Annotated in this window: 21 protein-coding genes; 13 read left to right on the top strand and 8 right to left on the bottom strand. The window is 61.0% G+C overall.

Going from position 1 to position 20729, the window contains the following annotated elements; all coding sequences use genetic code 11:
• The first annotated feature begins 76 nt into the window (after positions 1-76).
• Entirely contained in the window at positions 77-1012 is a 936-nt protein-coding gene (locus tag AC3A3W_RS10470; RefSeq protein WP_487442554.1) for an endonuclease/exonuclease/phosphatase family protein, read from the top strand.
• Between the two features lie 147 nt (positions 1013-1159).
• Here the strand turns inward: AC3A3W_RS10470 and AC3A3W_RS10465 are convergent, their stop codons facing one another.
• A complete protein-coding gene (locus tag AC3A3W_RS10465) occupies positions 1160-1762 on the bottom strand; it encodes a hypothetical protein (RefSeq protein ID WP_487442552.1) in 603 nt (200 codons plus the stop codon).
• Between the two features lie 554 nt (positions 1763-2316).
• Between AC3A3W_RS10465 and AC3A3W_RS10460 the strand changes: the two genes are divergently transcribed.
• On the top strand, positions 2317-2619 hold the full coding sequence (locus tag AC3A3W_RS10460; RefSeq protein ID WP_487442550.1) for a DUF4193 domain-containing protein: 303 nt from the start codon (positions 2317-2319) through the stop codon (positions 2617-2619).
• Positions 2609-2998 (top strand): hypothetical protein, encoded by a 390-nt coding sequence (locus tag AC3A3W_RS10455; protein WP_487442547.1) that lies wholly within the window; start codon positions 2609-2611, stop codon positions 2996-2998. Before AC3A3W_RS10460 ends, AC3A3W_RS10455 begins: the two co-directional genes overlap by 11 nt.
• A gap of 199 nt (positions 2999-3197) precedes the next feature.
• On the opposite strand, the gene AC3A3W_RS10450 is transcribed toward AC3A3W_RS10455, so the two are convergent.
• Complete coding sequence (locus tag AC3A3W_RS10450) at positions 3198-3455, bottom strand: helix-turn-helix domain-containing protein (RefSeq protein ID WP_487442545.1); 258 nt, start codon at positions 3453-3455, stop codon at positions 3198-3200.
• 491 nt (positions 3456-3946) lie between these two features.
• Between AC3A3W_RS10450 and AC3A3W_RS10445 the strand changes: the two genes are divergently transcribed.
• The 9 genes from AC3A3W_RS10445 to AC3A3W_RS10405 all read left to right on the top strand — a co-directional run bounded on the left by AC3A3W_RS10445 (position 3947) and on the right by AC3A3W_RS10405 (position 13918).
• Positions 3947-4144 (top strand): hypothetical protein, encoded by a 198-nt coding sequence (locus AC3A3W_RS10445; protein ID WP_487442543.1) that lies wholly within the window; start codon positions 3947-3949, stop codon positions 4142-4144.
• Between the two features lie 422 nt (positions 4145-4566).
• Positions 4567-5247 (top strand): hypothetical protein, encoded by a 681-nt coding sequence (locus AC3A3W_RS10440; RefSeq protein ID WP_487442541.1) that lies wholly within the window; start codon positions 4567-4569, stop codon positions 5245-5247.
• Positions 5247-6923, top strand: a complete 1677-nt coding sequence (locus AC3A3W_RS10435) for a hypothetical protein (protein WP_487442539.1) — start codon at positions 5247-5249, stop codon at positions 6921-6923. Before AC3A3W_RS10440 ends, AC3A3W_RS10435 begins: the two co-directional genes overlap by 1 nt.
• 2 nt (positions 6924-6925) lie before the next feature.
• Positions 6926-9655, top strand: a complete 2730-nt coding sequence (locus tag AC3A3W_RS10430) for an FtsK/SpoIIIE domain-containing protein (protein WP_487442537.1) — start codon at positions 6926-6928, stop codon at positions 9653-9655.
• Between the two features lie 112 nt (positions 9656-9767).
• Positions 9768-10586 (top strand): hypothetical protein, encoded by an 819-nt coding sequence (locus AC3A3W_RS10425; protein WP_487442536.1) that lies wholly within the window; start codon positions 9768-9770, stop codon positions 10584-10586.
• A 165-nt stretch (positions 10587-10751) separates the two neighbouring features.
• Positions 10752-11135, top strand: coding sequence for a hypothetical protein (locus AC3A3W_RS10420; RefSeq protein WP_487442534.1), 384 nt, complete (start codon positions 10752-10754; stop codon positions 11133-11135).
• Positions 11136-11220: 85 nt separating this feature from the next.
• Positions 11221-12132, top strand: a complete 912-nt coding sequence (locus AC3A3W_RS10415; RefSeq protein ID WP_487442532.1) for a hypothetical protein — start codon at positions 11221-11223, stop codon at positions 12130-12132.
• Positions 12133-12831: 699 nt separating this feature from the next.
• Entirely contained in the window at positions 12832-13152 is a 321-nt protein-coding gene (locus AC3A3W_RS10410; RefSeq protein WP_487442530.1) for a hypothetical protein, read from the top strand.
• Positions 13145-13918 carry a metallophosphoesterase family protein gene (locus tag AC3A3W_RS10405; RefSeq protein ID WP_487442528.1) on the top strand — a complete coding sequence of 258 codons (774 nt, stop codon included), beginning with the start codon at positions 13145-13147 and terminating at the stop codon, positions 13916-13918. Before AC3A3W_RS10410 ends, AC3A3W_RS10405 begins: the two co-directional genes overlap by 8 nt.
• Before the next feature lie 40 nt (positions 13919-13958).
• Here the strand turns inward: AC3A3W_RS10405 and AC3A3W_RS10400 are convergent, their stop codons facing one another.
• From AC3A3W_RS10400 to AC3A3W_RS10385, 4 genes are all read right to left on the bottom strand, one after another.
• A complete protein-coding gene (locus AC3A3W_RS10400) occupies positions 13959-15203 on the bottom strand; it encodes a GIY-YIG nuclease family protein (RefSeq protein ID WP_487442527.1) in 1245 nt (414 codons plus the stop codon).
• A 480-nt stretch (positions 15204-15683) separates the two neighbouring features.
• A complete protein-coding gene (locus AC3A3W_RS10395) occupies positions 15684-16745 on the bottom strand; it encodes a competence protein CoiA family protein (RefSeq protein WP_487442526.1) in 1062 nt (353 codons plus the stop codon).
• Between the two features lie 12 nt (positions 16746-16757).
• Complete coding sequence (locus AC3A3W_RS10390; RefSeq protein WP_487442524.1) at positions 16758-17837, bottom strand: PIN domain-containing protein; 1080 nt, start codon at positions 17835-17837, stop codon at positions 16758-16760.
• 221 nt (positions 17838-18058) lie between these two features.
• Positions 18059-18943: a hypothetical protein gene (locus AC3A3W_RS10385; protein WP_487442522.1), complete on the bottom strand. Its 885-nt coding sequence runs from the start codon at positions 18941-18943 to the stop codon at positions 18059-18061.
• 401 nt (positions 18944-19344) lie between these two features.
• Here AC3A3W_RS10385 and AC3A3W_RS10380 point away from each other — a divergent pair, with 401 nt between their 5' ends.
• Positions 19345-20121: a DUF5677 domain-containing protein gene (locus AC3A3W_RS10380; RefSeq protein WP_487442520.1), complete on the top strand. Its 777-nt coding sequence runs from the start codon at positions 19345-19347 to the stop codon at positions 20119-20121.
• 33 nt (positions 20122-20154) lie between these two features.
• On the opposite strand, the gene AC3A3W_RS10375 is transcribed toward AC3A3W_RS10380, so the two are convergent.
• Entirely contained in the window at positions 20155-20571 is a 417-nt protein-coding gene (locus tag AC3A3W_RS10375; RefSeq protein ID WP_487442518.1) for a hypothetical protein, read from the bottom strand.
• Positions 20572-20617: 46 nt separating this feature from the next.
• A partial coding sequence (locus AC3A3W_RS10370; RefSeq protein WP_487442609.1) for an integrase core domain-containing protein occupies positions 20618-20729 on the bottom strand: 112 nt, incomplete at its 5' end.

The raw sequence follows: 20729 nt of genomic DNA, 5'->3' as shown, positions 1-20729 counted from the left end.
GACCTCGAAGCGAAGATAAGGGGGCTTTCGGCCTGCCTACCGGAGCTGGCGCGAGCCAGGGTGATTCGATGGAGCCATGACTACCGCTCCGCCAGCTGCCGTCACCCAGGATCTGGACAGAATCTCCAACGCCCTTAATACGACCATTCCGGCCAGGAGCGACACTAATCTGCTGGTGGCCACCTGGAACGTACGGGCCTTTGGGGACCTGACGGCCAAGTGGGCGTCTGGGCCAAGGGATTCGCCCAAACGGGACTGGCATGCGGTGGCGTGCATCGCCGAGGTCATCTCCCGCTTCGACGTCATCGCCCTCCAGGAGGCCCGGCGCAGCACCAAGGCGCTGCGGTTCCTGCTCGAGCGGCTCGGGCCGAACTGGCGGGTGATCGCCTCCGACGTCGCCGAGGGTTCCGCCGGCAACGGGGAACGGCTCGCCTTCCTCTACGACTCGGATCGAGTCCAGCCCTCGGGCTTGGTCGGAGAGATCGTGCTGCCGCCAATCGGGGACGACCCGACCCGGCAGTTTGCCCGTACACCCTACTTCGCCGGGTTCAGCAGAGCCGGCACAGAATTCACCTTGGCCTCGGTGCACGTCCTCTGGGGCAAGAACGCCGCCGAGCGCCTCCCCGAGGTCACCGCCTTCGCCCAGTGGATGAGGGCGTGGGCGGACCGCCCCAACGACTGGAACCACAATCTGATGGTCCTGGGCGACTTCAACCTTGACCGCATCGGTGACCCGCTCTACGAAGCCTTCGTCGCCACCGGCTTGTGGCCGCCAACCGAGCTGAACACCGTGCCGCGGACCATCTTTGACGACAGCGGCGCCAACAACTTCTATGACCAGATCGCCTGGTTCTCCGAACCCGACGGCAGCCCGCTGCTGGATGGCATGACCTACAACTTGCGCGCCGGTTCCTTCGACTTTCCCGCACATCATGACCGGGCTGACCAGGAACGAAGTCTCCTGGCGCATCTCCGACCACTACCCGCTCTGGACCGAATTCCGGCTGGTTGAACTTTGGGCTGGCCGCAGAGCCTTTGCGCCGACGAGATACGTCACGGCTGGGATTCTCTCAGGCTCCGAGCCGGCACACCAGGTTGACGGCCACACCCAGGCCGAGCCGGCAAAATGGCAACGCGGATGCCAGCACGTTGAATGCCGTCATGGTCGCCCGGTCACTATAGCGGGGTCAGAGACATCGTGCGGCCTGGATCTCGGCCGCACCGTCAGTATGCCGGCGGTGATTGTCGCCAGGCATAACGGAACGGGGTACAGTGCCGCAGCGCCAGCCACAAATGTGGCGGGAAATGCCAGCAGGAACAACCACCCGGCCCATCGGGGAAGATGCTCCTGGCTCCGGGTCCACACTCCCAGGAGCAGCGATCCCACTAGGACTGTCAGAAAGCCGAGCAGGAATATCACCCAGGACCACATGCGGGCATTGTCCGCCTCATAGGGCAGATGGCTGAAGAATCTGAACTCGGCCACGTTGCCAGCCATCATGAGCGCAAACCCGAGAACTATTAAGGCCGTGGTGAATCCCAGAGCCGGTTCTGCTCCGGTTCTGTAACGCAGGAACAGGCCGATGAACCCGCAGGCCATGAGGGCGAAAGCGAACACCCAAAGCTGCGAGTTGGTCTCGTACCGTTCATATTCCGCTGATCCGGGCGGCCCCCAGCCTGCCGCCATCACGACCATAAGTGAAATCCAGGCTACAGCGCCGATGATGCCGAGCCAGCCAAGTCCCGAATGGACCCTATACATCCGTGTCTTCTCTCCAAGAAGAGCGCAAGAACCCTAGTCGCGATGGTACTCAGCAGGGCCATAACCGGGAAGAGACCGCACTCTCGGCATCAGAGCCGAAGCGTGGCACCCTCAGCGGTGTGCAGGTGCCGGCATTTACAGCACGATCTTCAAAAAGTCCCCTGGATTGATTCACCAAGCAGTATGTCAGCTCTCATATCCCGGACTCACCATCAAGCCGCGGCGAGTTTCCCGGTCAGCCAGCCAGCTGCTGTCCGATTCCCATGCCCTGCATGGGCACCTCGTACTCCCACGGGCCTCTGTAAACCGCGTACCGGTACTGCTCCCCCCTGCCAGGGCGATGAGCTTCAGGTTCTCGATGCCGGTCAGCTCGGCGGCGGCATATGGCCCTCCGCTTTCTCCGCGTCGAAGAAACTCAGCAGGTCCCCGGGAGCCCGAGACATCACGTATCGTCCGCACATAGATTCATTCTGCCCGGTGACTGTGGAATAGCGGCGACTTGATATATGTTTCAGTCCCGGTATTCAAGAACGCGAGAAAAGAGAAGCACCCCAGTGGCAACCGATTACGACGAAGTCCGCTCCGACGTCAAGGAATCGCAGGACAGCTCTCTGGAAGCCCTCCAGTCAGCCAACGCCGCGGACGCACGCAGCGTCGTCCGCGAACTGGACGAGGCTGACGTCATGGATGAGGGGGTCGTGCCCGGAGGAGAATTCGTCGCAGAAGAGCTGATCGTCCAAGTGATCCCACAAGCCGACGACGAATTCACCTGCTGGTCTTGCTTCCTGGTCCGGCATAAGTCCCAAATCGCACGGCAGAAGAACGGCCACGCCTACTGCACCGACTGTGAAGGCTGAACCCAAGTTCTGGCCTGCCGTCCCGGACCACGTCTGGGATCGCATGCGGAAACTATACGGGCTGCTCCCTGAAGACGACATGGAGCGACACTTCGAGACTCTCTTCGATGATTTTGAGCCCTACATGCAACGGGTGGTACGGGTCTTCATCGACGATGAGGTCTATTGCCCCGGGTTCCAGCTTCCTGACGGAATGCTTGACGAACGTGTCCTGGCCTTGTTCGACCGGGCCTTGGAGCTTAGGGTGCCGCACAATGTGTTCGCTGCCTGGATGATCACTCCCTTGTGGCAGCTGAACCGATCGCATCCCGCTGAAGTGCTGGAGCGCAAAGACGAGCTACTGCAATTGCTTGAGGAGTTCAGCCGACGACAGTTCTGATTTCCCTCAGTCCAGCGAAGCTACCGCCAGGAACGGGACGTTCCCTGGGTGCTCCGGCCCGACATACGGCGCGCTGCCCTTCGCTCGGCGATGGCCCGGTTCACTTACTACCTCCTTGCCTCGCAGAGCGCCGCGATCGTGGCCAGGGGCAGTCCCGGGCGAAACATGACCCACTCGGCGGAGCGGGTGTCCCGGGCCATCAGGTCTCCGGCGCCTCGGTATCGGCTTCGCCGAAGTCACCGCGGGCGATCTTCTCGGCAGTCCGGCGGTACGCCTCCTCGACGTAGGCGTCGAGGTCCGCGATTCCGATTCGCCAGGCGCCGCGGCCGCCGACCTGGATGCCCCGGAGCTCCCCGGATTTCAGCATTGCACGAATGAGCGGTTCACCCACGTTCAGTTCCTCGGCGGCCTGCTCAATGGTCAGGAACCGCAGGGGCCGGCGGGGTTCATCAGTCATTCCCTCATCGTATGTGCAGTTGCGTGATGTGTGATGGAGATGCCTCCCGAAGTAGAGTGCACCGCGGCCGGAGGAGGTATCACTTCAGGTTTTCGTCGTGCTCACTCCCGTACACTTTGCGTATGGTACACAATAAGGACAGTGTCGGTAAGCGAGTAGTCGAGCTAATCGAGTCGATTGAGAATGACCGCTTCTCGGACCCTTCTGACCTGTCCCCCAGTCCGCATCGGACGGCTACGAGTGCCCTCCAAGTTGCGGCGGAGGTGGTTTCCGAAACCAAGGACATCATTGTGGCCCTCGTGGAACGAGCTATTGCCCAGGGTGCAACCTGGACAGAGGTCGCACACGCACTCGGTTTGAAGAACGCCAGCTCGGCGCATTACTTGTACGGCCGTCGCGCCGGCATGAACGTACCGGAGAGCCGGGGGGTGAAGTTGGCCGCACAGCGACAGAGGATCGCAAATCTAAGGACTGCCGCCCCAAAAGAGCCGATGCCCGGGCTGTCTGCAATGGAAGCCGGCCGGAGGCTCGGAATCGACCGGCGCACGGTGAAGCAGCGTGCGGTACGGGGCGAGATCGAAACGGTCACCTTCACCACCGCCAACGGCAACCAGATCGTGCGTTATCTGGTCCCGGATGAGCCCGGGTCAGCAGACGCCCCGAAACCGGGCCCGCGCGCCGCCGAGTAAGGCCTTGGGTTTCATCGACGTGATGTAGCGGCTCGGACTGCTCGGCGAGCTGCGACGAGGCATCAACAGCTTCAAGGCCACGTCGTCTTTCGGGCCGCCAACGGCGACTTTCGCCCGCCCTCAGAGCCGCCGTTGGCGGCTTGGCATTCGCTCATCCCTTAAGCGCCCAAGGGGCACGTCCCGCTGCTTGTGGCTGCAAGCGGATCCGATGGGCAGGATTCGGATCACTACGCCACAGAGGGGGTACCACTTATGCCAAACATCTGTTAAAGTCGGTTTAGTATCCCGAATGTACATGTACTAACAGAATATCAGTGCAACCCTTCCGCTGCATTCTGATAGTTGGAATCCAATTCTGCCCATGTTCAAGACCACTGAAAGGCACGGCCATCAAGCTTCTCGCGACAGCCCTCGCAGCCCTCATGGGCACGGGCATTGTTCTCTTCTCGGCTGTGCCGGCGTCGGCTGCGGACCCGGAAGTTCCCCGTGATTACCGGCACGTGACCCAGGACCACCTGACTGAGCTCATCACCCTGACAGACGGATTCCACCCTGCCTACGCCCAACCGGACACCTCAAGTAAGTACGCCCAAGGAATTGCGGAGGTCCTTACTTCCAACTGGGTTACCTACCCCGATGGCAAGCGAACGATCGGTGCGCAGCCCGCCAGCAAGCCGTTCACCGCCAGCGGTGTCGAGTGGCGCGCCGTCCGGAAGGACCCCCGCGACAGTTCGCCGGGGTTCTTCTTCATCCTCAACTCATCTGTTGCGGAGGTCGTGCCGGCGGAGGGAAACCCAAACGCCTACATGCTTGCTGAATCGGCCCGCGGGACTGCCCAGACAGCGTCCGCTTCAGCGTCCGCCTCACAGTCCAGGAAGGCGAGTGGCGACAAGGCCGCTGCCATCTCCTCACCTGCAGCCAGCTCTATCGAGTCGCCCGGCTCCCAAGCCACACCGTCCGGCGAGTCAGCGGCGCCCGCGCCCACCGCCGGCCACGACAAGTCCCAATCGTTCCCACCCATACTCTGGCTGGCCGTCATCGTCCTAGCGCTGGCCGTAGTCGCCATCGTCGCCATCCAGATGAAGAAGAAGGGAAAGCACTAATGACGCTCCAGCACACCAAGCGGATTGCCGCCATGATGCTCGCCACCACGATGCTCGTCCTGGCCCCCGCCACGGGAGCTTACGCGGACTCGCCCGAGTTCGACATCCTCAAGGACCAGGTGACCCTCCCGGCCATCTCGGTCGCCAATGTGCCCATCAAGGACGGGAATTCGGGAATTTCCAAGTCCCTGGGCCAGATGTACATAGGCGATGTAGTCACTGTTTCGCCCATCCAGAATCCCGAATACACCGGGTGGAGGGCCGTGCGGGGCGCCGACGGTACAGAAGGAGTTCTGACGTCCGCAGGGACCGTCGTACTGCTACCGAAAGACGCGACCACGTACAGCTCACTGATCCAGATCATTGAGCTGAAGGCCAGCGGCGGCATGATCGGCGGAATCGGCACCGTCAACATGCACGGCATCAAGAAGGCACCGGCCAGCACGGCAGACACGATTCGCGACTCCCTCGTCGGCGAGGTTTTTGACGCTGCCGATGCAACGGTCAATGGTCCGGACGTCATGTTCACCGAATCCCCCTGGCGGGGTATCAAGATGAAAGACGGGACGATCGGCTACGTCCGGGCCAAGGTTGCCCAGCCGCTGAAGCCGGGCGAGCAGCCTGCCGCATCCGCGTCTTCATCTGCCTCGGCGGCGGAAGATGTTCCGACTGATTTCACGGAGACAGTGTCCATCAAAAAGGACGTCAAGCTGATGGACCGGCCCGCCTCAGATGGTAGGTTCACGGACAACCTAACGACTGTGGAGGTCCCGGCCACGGCTGCGTTCGGTGCAGACGGAACGCAGTGGCGAGTGGTGGACTTTGATTCCACGACCTATTACGTCAAGGACGCTGACATCGAGGTGGTCGCATCCGCGTCTATCTCGGCGTCCCCTAAAGCAGGGCTGAAAGACAAGATCAATGAGCTGTGGAACGGTGACTCGACGGCAGCTCCCACGGAGCCCGGCACGGACCAGCCCGCTGTAGCAGATGCCGCTGAGACTGCTGGATTCTGGCAGAAGGCGAAAGACTTTTTCACCGGCAAGAAGTCGGCTGTGACAACCGCTCTGGAACTCCCCCAGCTCATTGGTGCCGGGATCTTTGCCTTCTTCGCCCTGCTGGCCGCTTCCCGTGCCGGCAAGCGCCTGGTAGGACAGATCGCGGGCGCCGCATCAGGGGCACTTGCTGTAGGAGCGGCTCTAGTCGTCCCTGCTTCCGCACCAGAATGGGCGGAACTGGCCCTCCTGGCCGTAGCGGCAATCGCCGCCGTGGCAGTGTTCATTGCTGTCGGCCGGGGCCGTGGGTTCTCTGCTCTACAAAAGCCGATGGCCCTTGCTGTTGCGGCTGCCGCCGGCGCCGCGGTGTTCATCGCGGCCACCACCGCAGGCCGCCCGGTCTCCGCATCGGGCGCGCTGGCTGTCATCGCCGTTGCCCTCGCAGCTGCAATCGCTGCCCCGTTGATGTCCGGCATGCCGTTGTCGGCCCTGGGACGCAGCCGGGGTGCAGCGCGTAGTTCACGGGTTCCAAACGCCGGCGACGAGCAGGACGCCGATGCCGAGTCGGAGTCGGCGAGCACTCTGGGGGCTGAGGCCACGGAGACTAGGACCTTGGTCAGCACCGGTGCTCCCGGGCGAATCAAGCTTGAGCTGCCCACGACCGACGACGATGAGGTCTAACTATGGGTTTCGTTGGTCGTGCCGCCAAGCGCGGCGGAGCGCACGTGATGCGTAGGCTGCTCAAGCTCCCCCTGCTCCTCGTCACGACGGCTGTCACCATGGCTTTCGGCTTCTACTCGGACCGGCCGATCGCGGTCAATGCCAACCCTAAAGCCGAGCCGTTGCAGGAGCGGATGTCACAGTGGGCCGGCGCCGGTTTCTGGCTGGTGCTGTCCTTCCTGCTCGTCCTCAGCAACCCGTTCTGGGGGCTGCCCGCGGTCCTGTTCGCCGACTTCGTGGTGATGCGTCGGATCGCGGCCTCCAGGGGCTACGGCTGGCAGGTTCCCGCCATGTGGAAGCAGTTGGTGGTGCGTCTGGCCAAGCCCGGCATGGCGCTCGTGGGGCTCGCCGCTGCGGTGCTCCTGGCTGACGGCCTCGGTTTCCGCGCGCCCTTCGCGGATCTGACCCGGCTCCTGAGCTACATGGCCATCATGGGCGCGGCGTTCTGGGTCGGCATCGGCTTCACCCGCTACAGGTTCAACCAGGACCGGTTGCACTTCCTATACGACAACAAGCTGGCCGCCATCTTGGGCGTCTCCGAGGCACTCGTCAACGGCACGGGGCTGCAGTTCGACAAGAAGGACGGGGAGCTCACTGTATTTCCTCTCCCGCCCCAGGCCGCTTTCAAGCGGGGTGACATCGAAGCGAAACTGCGCCAGGTGGCTCCCGAGTGGGAGTACGTCGTTGCTAAGTCAACCCACGCGAAAGTGGTGCTTGCATCGGCCTCCTTCGAGATCGAACAGAGCCGGGCAACCCTGGCCGCCTCCGGCGGGCTGATCGCCGGTATGAGCCAGGCAGCAGACGTCGAGCAGGACACGGTGGACCTGCCGGACGGCTACGTGGACACCGTCGAGAACCATGCTGCCCTGTCCGGGGCCCTGGACGCACAGCTGGGCAAGGGCTGGAGCATCCAGGAGATCCGCGGTGCCGAAGCGGTTGTCGTCCGCGGCACACCGGATCCACGCCCGTCTTCAAAGGAGTTCTACCTCGGCGCAGACCTGAAGCTGTCAGACGGCGGTCGCGTGGCCAAGAACATTTTGAAGACCGAAGGCCTGACCATGGTTGCCTGGGACCCGGAAGAGGACCTGGCGATCGCCGCCAATCTCCTCCCTTCAACGGTCGAACTGCGGGAGCGCCTAGCCCGCGAACTGGGAAAAGAGCCCTGGCAGGTGGAACTGGCGCCGCGCTATGCCGGCGGGGAACTGAAGTCCGTGACGATCCTGCGCCACGACACAAAGATCAACGGCGATCGTGACAGGCGCATCGCCTTCTGGCTGGACAAGGCACAGAACGTGGTCGGCCACCGCGGCTGGTACGTCGACGTGGACGACAAGACGGGACGGGTTGCATTCATTGCCGGCGCCATCCGTGCACTACCGCAGAGGGTCCCCATGGCCGATCTGCTGCCGGCTTCCCTCAATACAGGCGGCTGGTCCGAACTGCCGCTGGGCCTGAACCCGGAGGGGGAGGTCACGTACATCGATCTGCGTCTGGGACCGCACTCTTTGTTGGTTGGCCCCACGGGCTCAGGAAAGACGGTGGCTCTGCTGCAAATGACGGCAGCGGCCTTAAGCCGCGGGCACGAAGTCCTGTTGGTCGATGCCATCAAGGAAGGCGCCGACTTCATGACCGTCAAGCCATGGTGCTCCGCCTGGGGCGAAACCATCCAAGAGGCGGCTGACGTCATCGTGTCTGCCTACAAGGAGGGCGTTCGACGGAAGGCCCTCCTGAAGCAACACCAGGTTGGCTTCTGGGAGGACCTTCCCGAGGATGTCCGGCGGCGCGAGAACGTCAAGCCAGTGCTGCTGATCGTGGACGAATTTGTCTCCCTGGTCCTACAGGAGAACATCCCGAAGACCGTGCCTAAGGAGAACCCGGTCGTCAAGGAGGCGACCCGCACTAACGAACTGAAGGCCCTCATCCTTCTCTACTCCGGGAAAATCGCACGCGAGTCCCGCTTCGTCGGGATCCATCTGGCCGTGGCCATGCAACGTCCCGACGCCGGACTGATGGGCGGCGGCGAGTTCCGGTCCAACCTGACCTCCGCCATCCAGCTGGTGAAACCCGGAAAGCAGCCCTCACGTGACGCGCTGAACATGGTCTTCGCCGGAGACGAGCTGGTGTCCGTCACGGAAACCCTGTCCGAACTTGATGATGGCAGGACCCGCGGTCTGGGGGTCATGAGCGCAGATGGCGGCGAGGTCGACGGCTTCCGGGTCGGGTTTACCGCAGCCGATGAAATCCCGGCGCTTCTCGAAGCGATGGGCGTCCCGCTGCCGGAACCATGGATTGTCGAGTCCGCACTCGAAAACGAGGACGACGACATGAAGCCGGCATTTAGCCGTCCCGGCCACTCCGCTCCCGTTGTGAAGGATCTGGGTGAGATCGAACTGGGCTTGGACGACCTGGGACTGTTGTGGGAAGACCTGGAGGGACCGGAATCAGAGGAGGCCGAGGCAACCGTTTCCCTGGTGGCGTCCGTGCCCGCCGAGGATGGCGATCCGTTCGAGTCGGGCCACACCGCGCCGGACAAAGTGCGTGTGCAAGCGGCGGATGACGACGATCCCTTCGGCTCTCCCACACCGAAGAAGACGTCCGCCCTCACCCTAGACCCCGCTGACGACCCGTTCGCGAGGGAACCCGTCAGTAAGCTGCGGGCGGTGGACAAGGTCGCCGACTTCAGCTTCGACTGATCAACCATCCGGCCGGTTCCGGGGGTCCCGGGGAACCGGGCAACGAGCCAGACAGAATAACCGGTTGACGAATCCTCGCGACCGGAGTGAATGCAAGAGATTGGATAACAGCATGTGCAGAGCTATCAGCGAGTCGGGGCGGCGCTGCCTGGTCCACAGCCCCGAGGGGCGCGCGGAAAGCCGTGCCTGCGGCAAGCTGAAGCACGACTTCGTTGCCTGGTACGAGGCGGCGGAGCAGCGCCACACAGAGCTCAGCAATGCGAAGACCCAGGAAGAGTCCGAGCCGATCCTCTCCCGCTTCTGGATGCTCCTGAACAGCCTCATGCGGGCCTTGGACCGGACCAAGCAGCGGTTGATTGCGAAGCGTGCGGCGCTGGCAACCGTGCGCGCCGAGCACTACGCCAAGAAACTGGCTGCGGTGACGAACGCCGAGAAACGTGCCGCGGCAGAGGAAGCAATCAAAGAGGCCGAGGCCGCCCAGCTGGAGTTCGAGTCCGCGGAAGGCGCCCACCGGGACGCGCGCACGATGGAGATCAGGACGCGGCACATGGATGGCTTCATGAGCCCGGCAGAGCTTGCCCGGTGGGAGCTCCAGATGGCAGTGATCGACCTCGAAATCGCCAGGGATACCCGTGACCAGGCATGGGCAAAGCTGAAGCCGATCGACGACAAGCTGGATCCGAAGACCGGGACGCCCACCCGGAGGAAGCTCGCGTACCTCTCGGCGGAGAAGGACCTCGAGTCGTCGACCCGGATCGAGGCCTACATGAAGGGTGTCGCGGACAAGGCTCCTGAGCACAGTGAGGCTGTGGCGGACCTGACCGCGGCGGAGGCCCGACTGGAGACGGCGCGGGAAAAGCTCGAGGAGGCGAAAACAGTCCGGCATTCGGCACTGTCGATGGGCCGTCCACCCGCAGAGGCAGCAGCTTGACCGAGAAGGTCAGACGGCGGAGCGAGTGCTTTCGCCATCCCTTCTGGTCCGCGCCAGCCTATGCAACAGAAGTGTTGCATTATGATCGCGATTCGTATAATGTCGGCTTGAGTTGACAAGTCACGAAGTCGAAGGGTCACAAGGTGTCCCGGGAAGGGGAATAATTTGTCTTCCACACTCATATCCGTGGGTGTCGCGGGAGCAGTCCTGGCCACCGCGATGGCTGGCTACACAGTCACCATGTCGCAGCAGGAAGCCGACCGGGGCATCGAGGCCGCCCACACCATCAACATGACCCAGGACATCCAGAACTGCCAGCTGGAATTGACCGCGGACGCTGCCTTCACCGGAGGCATCCACACGCAGAGTTCAGCTTCGACGGCTGTGGCGGACTGCGTGGTCTCCGGGGGAACTGTCCTGAACGTCCGCGTGCACTCCAACAGCCGCGACTTCAGTATCAGTGCAACCAATGAAGGAGCACCGAACTACACCGTCCTTTCCGATACGGCTGCAGGTGGCTCCGTGAAGACCGTTGAAAAGGGAACCTGATTCGCGCACCAGCAAGGGACTCCCACCGGACAGTTGGCCGCACAGAGATGCAGAAGGCCCGACCAACATGGAAAGAGACGCACTGATGCCACTCCCCCGCCGCACGGCCGTCCGCACACCGATCCTGGCCATTGCCGCAGTCTTTATCCTTGGTGGCTGCACACAGTCCCCGGCCGCCGAGATGACTTACGGCAAGGGGCCGACTCCGGCTGTGAGCGAATCCACGGCGCCGAAACAAGACACCGGCGCCGCAGACCTCCCGTTGTCCAGCTACTTCACTGTCGTTGAAGCCCCACTCATGGATGCCCATGCTGTATCCGCCGGCGAGGTTGCGCGCCCCTCGGCTGCTTCCATCACCGTTTTCGACAGGGCGTCGGGCAAGCGGATGGCACAGATGACATCCGCGGAGGCGGTCCCCGTCGTCGGCCGCTCCGAAGGCTGGTTCCGCGTGATGCTCCCGTCCAGGCGCGGACTCCCTGGCGAAGTACCCATACGCGCTACCGTGAACGGCAGCGCCGGCTGGGTCAAGGAGGCCGACGTGACCATCGAGAAGGCCAACGTCCGGCTTCGACTCAGCAAGGTCGAGCAGCGGCTCGATGTCATGACGCTGACGGGTGATGAAGTGACTGCCAGCTTCCCCGCGACCGCTGGTGCAGAGGTGCCTCTTGGTCCGACCTACATCGCTCCAGGCATCAGTGTCTCCGACTGCGGACCCGCACCCATCAAGTTGACCTCCCAGTCCGAGACCACCGCTACGTACCGCGGACAGCCGATCTCACCGATTTTCATCGCGGGCCCGGCACCTGAATGCACCTACACGGCGCAGGACGGGGCTGACATGGCGCCACACATGATCCAACTCTCCCCCGAGGACATCAAGGAACTGGCTCGGTTCACCACACCTGGCACCTTCATCGACGTGGTCCTTAGCAGCCGAGCCGGCACCAGTGCATCGGCAGTTGTCACTGCCGGCTTCAAGGTAGCGGCACAGTCATAACCGAGTCAGACAGCCCGGAACGCCCCGGCAGCATTGCTGAAAATTGCATCGGTTGATCGCCGAGCTTTCCTCGCAGCCTGGGGCGTCATAGATAGCAGCCGTCCGCCGGATCCGTGATGAACTCGCTTGCACAGAAACCGAAGTTGTTAGGCAGGCGCGGAGCCAGGGGGACCATTGTCAGGACGTATCCAGCGAGGTCGGGCCGTCGCCCCGGAAGCGCTATTTCCTTCCAGGCGACGAAGGCAGCGCAAAACAGCGGGAGATCCCGCTGGCTCGGAAGAACTGCAGCTTTGTTCCATGGCACGCGAACGCGGGCCTCATCGGTAGATCTGCTGTCCGGCGACTCCTCGTTCACTTGCCGATCTAGCGGTGTTCGCCTGCAACCTGCTTCGCGCTGTCAGTCGGATTTTCTTGATTTTCTGCGGCAAGCTCAACGACCCAGCGCGGCGTCTCCAACCCTAGACGCCGGTCCGTGACAAGGCGCAGACGAGCGGCGAGGATCTGCACTCCGCGATCGTACGAGGAGGCGCGATGCGACGCCTTCCGCTGGCTTCCATGTGTGGTCACAGGTGCACTTTAGCTTGACGCTTGTGGGGTGTCTGTGCCCTGCCAGCAGTCTGTCGGGGAGAAATAAGTGGAGTGCCGGTCCACGGCATCCGTTTGGGGGCGGGAGTCAGACCGCACGGATAGACTCCCCGCATGAGGCATCACCTGGGCAATGATGATTGTTGCAAGTACCTGGTGGCGACTGCGACGGGCAGTCAACACGTTCTCGACCTGGGCGCCCGAACAGTAAGCCGGACGATGGCGGCAGCCCCACCGATGGTCGACTTTCTGGAAGCCGAGTTCTCACGGCTGCTCCGCGACGGGGAGACGGTCGATCTGCTGCTGCTCGAGACCTGTCAGGTCGGTGCTTGCACCTGTTACTGGCTGCAGATACTCGAGGACAGCATTCCCACCCTAAGGACGACCTCGTCTGAGGTCCGGATCCGCAACCTGTCAGTGCCGACGCATGAGTGAGCCGAAACTGGCAGTCGCCGGGGACTGGCACGGGGACGTCGGATGGGCGATCGATACTGTCAGGTCAGCGGCACGCGAAGGCGTAAGAACACTCATTCACGTAGGGGATCTTGGACTGGATTGGCCTGGCGCCAAGCGCGGCCGTTTCGAACAGCGGCTCAATCGCGCCCTAGCCGAGCACGGAGTCATCCTTGTGGCCTCACCCGGAAACCATGACAACCTCTCAAACATCAATCTCTTGGACATTCATGAGGATGGGCTAATCAGTTGGCGCAGCCACATCAAGGTGCTGCCAAAAGGCGGCCGGACGGTCATTGAAGGGTTGCGGATCGGTGGCCTGGGCGGGGCGCTTTCCGTTGACAAATCCCAACGGCGCGAAGGGAAGGATTGGTGGTCTGACGAAGAGCCAACCCTCGCACAGGCCGAGAACCTGATCTCCGGCGGTGACCTGGACATCCTCATCTGTCATGACGTTCCCAAGGGAGTACCCGTGCGCAGCTCGTTCGACCTACCGGCGGACCTTGTCGAAGAGGCGGAGCGTACGAGGACGCTATTGCGAGAAGTTGTGGACAGGACAGGCGTGGCCAATGTCTTTGCTGGGCATTGGCATCAACGCCTCATACATGAAATACCCTACGCCGATGGGCGCCCGCCCACGCGGGTCGATGTGCTGAACATGGAAGGCAGCCACGCAGGGAACGGCGTGGTCCTCTGGCCAGGAACCGCACCGCTGCGTATCGAACCGCTCATTATCCGCGGCCACTAGTCGGTCAATCGCTAGACGTCGGCCAGGCAAGGCGGTCAAGTCAGGCACCGGCATTTAATGTGAGCCCAAGTCGGTATTCCTCGGCCTCTGCCTCGTCGACCCAGTCGATAAGTTCTACGTCATGTTTACGCAGCGCGGTCAAAACCTCGTCGGGGCGGACTCGGAAGAATTCCTTGCGGCGGTTTACCCTGTTCACTCGACGGTCATCGAAGTGGTTGTGCAGCATGGTCTCGATACCCACGGCGTCGGCAGAGAAAAACAACGCGTGCACGTCGTACCTATACGGCACTGAGGCGCTGCTCAGCTCCCGGATGCGGTCGAGGGGATCCAAGCGTCTGGTGAGACCGATCTTGACGATGTCCGGTCCGAAAGCACCGACGTTGGAGATCACATACACGTAGCCAGCCCTGATGTTGGCAGCACGAAAGTCGATTTCCTTCAGCTCGTCCTCGAGAGCCAGTATCTGCTCCTCCACCCGAGCAATTCCAGTCTTGTCACCCTGGGCTTCAAGCGCCACCATCACGTTGTAGTAATGGTCTAGCTCTTTCTGCAGCTTTACCCGTTCTGCCTCGAGCTCCCGCTGAGCTTGGGCTTCTTCCCGTAGTTCTGCTCGGCGCTCACGCTCTTCCTCTTTCTCCCTCAGCACACTATTGCGATGGACCTCCAGGAGCCTGAGTTCGTCCTCGCGCAGCAGATAGTATTTGGCGTCCACGTAGGCTCCGAACTCGACGCCTATCTTGTTTAGCTTGTCCCAGGTCTTGCTGAGTCGCCGCTGGCCCTCCCAGAAGCTGCCAGTCTTTCGGGTTGCTTCAATTTCCATCTGAATATTCAAGATGTTCAGAAGAAGTGGCCCGATGCTCGCCGCAAATTTCTTGGGCATGTCTACCATCGAGCCGTTGGTGGAGGTCATCCATAAAGGCTGGTTCACCGATACGGCAGACCTGCTGCGAATAAGTGCCTTAGCGGCGGACCGGAGCGATTCAATTTCACTCATGACAGACGCAGAATTGTCCGCAATCGTCTTGTAGTCGCGGAAGCCGAGGGCCGCCGGAAGGTTATCCGTCGGCACAGCCGAAGCCGCTTCCTCTAAGTGCCGTAAAACCTCCTTGGCAGCGTCGATCTCGGATTTCAGCAAGACAAGTTCAGCCTTTCGGGCGTCCCGCTCGCTGTCATCGACCACGTTTCCGAGACGCCCCCAATTGCTACCGTCCCACCACTGCAAAAGATTGACCAGCTGTTCGTACCCTGGAACGGGATACCAGCCTGCTGGTTGAGACGCGTCCATACTGCCCCTTATCTGGCGCATGGATGCGCACGACAGAAGGTTACCAAGCACTACGTCTGCACAGCGTAACGGGATGCGACTCACCCATCGTGGCACCTCACCCCGCCTGATGCCCACAATCGGAAGCCTCCTTGCCCAAGGCCGAACTGACCACTTGTCTTCATCGAGGACGACTTCGAAGATGAGTAAACCGCGGGATTGAGGGCAGCAAGATAAACCTAGAGCTATCATTCCTCGGTTTCGATTCGGTCCCCTTGCCGCCGATACTCATCCGAGTCTTGTCTCTCACCAGAAGACCCGCTCGAAACAACTGATGGGCTTGGCTACGACCAGCTAGCCCCTGGGTCAAGAAACTAGCGTTCGGGCGCCGTGCTCTGAGGTCATCACTTCGATGGCTCCAAGATAGTCAGGAAAGCCGAGGCATCACTTTTACAGATGCCAAAAATGTTTGTCAGAGCCTCTGCAGGCGCTCGTGACGCATCAGCGGCGACTGCGGTAGACCTCCAGTACACGGAGCACGATTGCCGGGCCCCTTCTGCCCGGTCCCAGCAACTGTCGTCGCCACCAGGCTGAATGTTTGTCGAGATCCCTCAGCCACACGAGGAGGTCTACCGCTGTGGACTCGTCAAGCTGGCCTTTTCGTGCACTGCGGTAAATTGCGGAAATGACCCGCTCCCGAACCTCGGCGTACTCGGCGGTAAGGACGCTCGCATACTCCTCAGAAAGCCCGGTGTAGATGGTTTGATATGTCTCTGGCGGCAGTATGGGCTTGGACGGCTGCTCGCTCTCAGCGTTGGCCTTCGCATTCTCGAGAACGGTTTTGATGCTGGGCGAGTACAGCCCGTTCCGGAGCACGGTCCAGTCCTTCAGCGGACGCCACCTGGTCTGGAGGGGGCGGATGCTGCGGGCGTCACGAAACCCGCGAAACCCGTGGTATCCGATGTCGCACTCTTTGGTCCTCATGTCGATGCGGACCAGGAGTGCGTACCCGCCTCGCTCGACCTGGCCCCAGCAGGCCTGATTTTCCTGGTGCCCGTAAAGCCACTGAACGTGATTCATACCCTGGAGATAGACGTTCGTTCGCCGCTGCATCTCGTCGTACGTAAGCGGCGATAGCTGTATCTCCAGGCCGAGACGGTGGCTGCCTTCAGCGTCCCGAATCACGAGATCGCTGCGTCCCTTTCTGTCGGATGTGGTCACCTCTAGATCACAAAGGAGTGAAGTAGTCCCCTCAACCCATCGCTTCAGCGCCTCCTGAATGGCCAGATGTGTGTAACCGTCCCGGGCGGCCGCGTCACTCAAGCCGCAAACTGATTGGGGTGCGTGACTGAAGTAAGGGACGCGAATGTCCCCCGCCGCGAGCTTCAGATTGCTGCCGCATCCACCAGCCGCCAGGGAGCAGAAGAATTGTGTGCCGCTTGCCTGGGCTTCGGATCTCATGCGCCTGGCTTCGTCCTTGTCGCTGGGAGCAACCACTACATCGCCGGATTCGGAGCTGCCGACGACAGCAAAAATACTGTCGTGTCGGTTCTTTCTGGACATCCGCTCTGGGCCTTATCGACGAGAGGGCGGATCGGAGAGAGCCCAAATCGACATGCTCAGAGACGAAGCTTTTCCGCTGATTTCATCGAACTCAAACTGGCCAGACAGGGACGCCGTAACTGTGGCGGAGCCAAAACGTTCGAGCGTCATGTCGTACCAGTGGTCACGTTGGGGGTCGAAGTGATGAGGAAGAACGTTCTCGGCGTCAAATTCAAGTTCAACGTCAACTTCCGCCTCAGCCTCGAATTCGATGCCAATCTTCCCTTTGGAAAGGAGCCAGGATTTCGTTGTCTTGAAGTAACCAATGTCGTACAGCATCTCAGCGGAAACGAATCTTGCTCTGCCATCCGACGAGTATCCGAGTCTTTCCACGTAACGAAGGTCGTGATCGGCGGACTCGAGTAGCTCCTGAAAAAACCGATCAGTGAAAGTTTTGTCCAGCTCCAGCTTCTGCTCGAACAGGTCAAGCACTGATTTGGCATGCTCCAATGTGGCCGCTGCCGCCTCGGCCAGCGACGTCAGGATAGTCAGCCGGCCGTGCTCGATGCCGTCGACAGTGAGTTCTCCCAGCAAGCTTTCTGGAATCGTCCCTGAGCTGCTCCCGAAGTCAGAAGTGTTATTGGTGACAAACGTGACCGCTTCATCGCCTGTACGAAGAATTTCCTTTATCGTCTCCCAGATGAGCGCATCTCTGTACCCAGTGCCTTTGTCAGCGAACGGTGGCTTTCGCTGAATCGCTTTGTTTACGAGAAACTCGTGCGAGACGCCCGGGATGGCGTAGACGGTGACGGAAGCGTCCTCGAGCTTCTGGCGCAGGGAGACTCCAAAACGGCGCACTTCGTCGTCCAACGCGGGGATCGTCACTTCCAAGCCATCTAGGCCCAACCGCTTTGCAGCTTTAACCGCGGATTTGGCTTTGGTAACCTGCTCCTCCACTTTTTGGCCCCATTTGTGGATTACTTCCAGCAGCACTAGTTCCGGCACCCCGAGGCGAATAACTCCTGCCTTACCGCCCTCAAGCAGTCCACGGGTGGCCACAGTGATTAGGTGGAAATCCGAGATCAGGGCAGTGGAGTCGAGAATGACATGCATGGTCTCAAACGTACCCGTATGCAGGCCGGACTGGTCTTCTCTCCATGGTCTTGGCCGCAGAACTCGATAATTATTCCGGCTGACGTTGCGCCGCAGCTGACCACGGAGTATCGAGCCCGGGCAACCAAGGCAGCCTCGACCCCGAAGCCTGCGTGCCCCGAAGCAGGCGGATTCAATTGCCGGCCACGGGTCTCTGCGGCTAGGCAGCCACTGTCGGAGTGTTAATGGCTGCCGTCGAGAATAACAGTTACCTCCGGCCAAGGAATCCGTGGAGACTCGAACTGCTCTCCGGAAGCGAGACGTACCCTCGCGTAGAGTGCGGAATACTGCTTGCCCTGAGCTACTGCAGCAGCTTCCACCGCTGCGATCGTCGCAGACTTCGTGAGCCAGTGCAAAGAGGCCCCGCTTAACAGCCTGTGAGGCATATTCTGAAGGTGCAAATAGTCATTGCGCCCCATCAGGGTGAACTCTGCCGCCGCGGTTTCCAATTCTGCCCCTCCAAGAACGTGCATCAGAGAAATGTCGTCGACCGTGACGTCAGCTGTTCCAGTGTTTCTGACAGTCGTAACAACGCCCCTCTCACACTCTCTAAGGTGCGGGTTCCCCTCCAAAATGGTTTCCAGATCTTTAAACGGCATTCTGGCCGTGTTGCCCGGGATCCACAGCGAGGCCTCAAGATCTACGGCGATGTGTCGTACTGGGGTGAGTCGCGATACAAAGCTTTCAAGTAGTTGCTCCAAATTGTCAGCTGTGAGCTCACCATCTGGAAGTGTGCCAACCCCTGGTTCGTGGCCTGCTTTCCACTCCTGCAGGAGGTCAACGGGGTAGTCCCCGCTTTTGGGTCCATCGATGAGCTTGTGATGGGTCGTGCACATGAGCATCAGGTTGCTGAACGCTGCGCGCTCAGCATCCGTCATCGTCGGGTCGTATCGAGCTGAACCTTCGTTGGCGCCCCTTATGTGTGCAATTTGCACGGCCACCAACTGCTCCCCCTCAGTCTCTTCAACGACTGGCTTCGTGCAGCCCCGGAAGTAGCACGTCCCTCTACACAGGGCGAAAAGGGCTGCCTTCGTCCCGGCACTGTAGTTTCTTGCTCCGTCCGCCACACTCGGCAGTTTATATCTAGGGCAGCCCAACTACTTCCCGTTCACTGCGTGAAGCGCTATCTCACAAAACCTGCCCTTCCAGCACTGAGCCGGTTCGCCGAGACCAGCGGGCACAACCCCTACAGGAAAGTATCGCGCAGGTGGATGAGACAGCCGCGAAGATAATGGATACCTATCTGGCAAAAGGGAAGCCAAGACGGTGAAGGACGGGCACCAAGGGCAAGGATGCATGGGTGGGGTGGCGTAGGTGAATGCCCTCGCCCAGTCCTTGAGAGGTGCAATAGCCCACCAGCTTAAGCAGGTAAACAGCCGCCACTCTAAAGCGGGCTCCCGGCCTCAACTCACTCCTGGAATCTATCTCTATCATCAACCACTGGTGGCTACCGGACTAGAGTCTGGTCATGAGCTTCTTATCTGTTGAACAGGAGTACCGGGCTCTTCTTCCGAGGCTCCTGTCGCTTTACCCCGTCAGCAGTGGAGCCGATTCTGAAGTAGGAGTGCGCGAACCCTACCGGGAGGTTGCACACGTGGCCTACGGATGGTTCAAGCGCTGCCAACGAGGCGTCCAGGCTATCCTCATGCTGGAAGAAGAGGGCTTCCAGGTGGAAGCAGCCCCCATCCGCCGTTCAGTTCTCGAGCATGTCGTGGCCCTCAAATGGCTCGCCGTACAGGGAAGCGTGGTCGCCGGGATATTGCGTCGCGGCGCCAGCAACGATGCCAAGAAGCGCAAGGAGGCAGTGCAAAATGCAAACTGGACATCTGCGGACTTAGACCTTTTCGATGCTGTGATCCAGGACAGCGAGGGCATCGACCGCCAGCACGACCACCTCTTGGCTTTCAAAGCTAGGTGCGACAGGTTCGGAACGCCAGACGACATGGCTCTCTACCTCGCTGAGACAGCGCAATCCCACCCGTGCTGGCAATCCGCATCTCCCTACCTCGACGTCAGTTCGGGCAAACCGGTTCCACTTGGCGCCCCGAGCTCACCTGTCGATCAGGCGGGCTTTTGCGTCGTTCATTTGCTTGAGGCCCTGCTTTGCGTCAACCAAATATTTGAAAGCAACACGCTCTCTGCGGAGCTGGAGGAGATCCTGCCATTGGTGAGATCGCTTGTGGTGCGTCAGCGAGACGAACTCGGGCTGCCCGCTCCGCACGAAAGCCACCTTCGTGACAGCTGAGCGGCCGGAGCTGCCACGGCCTTGTCTATTTAGTTAAGACACGAAAACGCCAAGGACGCCGGCGGCCGCGCCAAAGACAATTGCCGCCATGCCGAGGATGCCTGCCCTCTTTGCCCGCTCGAATGCCGTCTGGCTTAGCGCCACGGGAACACCCTGGACGCTGCCCTCCATGGCTTTGAGCTTGGTACGAGCCGCTGCCAGGCTTTCTCTGTGTGAGTACATCTCGGCCCGCTTCTCGTCCTTGACCGTGGTCACATCCGTTGTCGGCGTGCGGAGCCAGTCCTCCGCTTCTTTAGCCTGCGTTTCCAGATTTGAGATGTCCGTCCGAAGCGAGTCCATGCTGCTCTCACGTTGCGTCGTGTCAGCGTGATCCTGCTTTGCCCACTGAATTCCAGCTATTAGGGCGAAAATCGCAGCTAAACCGCCCAATATCTCCAAGATGATGACCAAGACCTTCATTCTGTAAGTGGTTGGGCCCCCGTTAGCAGTCCAGCGTCTATGCGATAGCTAATTGGTTTTCTTGCGTCCAGTTTTCCCAGTAGCGTTTCGGCGTCATGCCGTCCAGGGATCCGTGGGGCCGTTCATGATTGTAGATAGCTTTCCATTCC

It is taken from the genome of Arthrobacter sp. Soil_N43 (assembly GCF_057655195.1).
The sequence above is the reverse complement of the archived record's forward strand: the minus strand, read 5'-3'. Positions and strand labels throughout refer to the sequence as shown.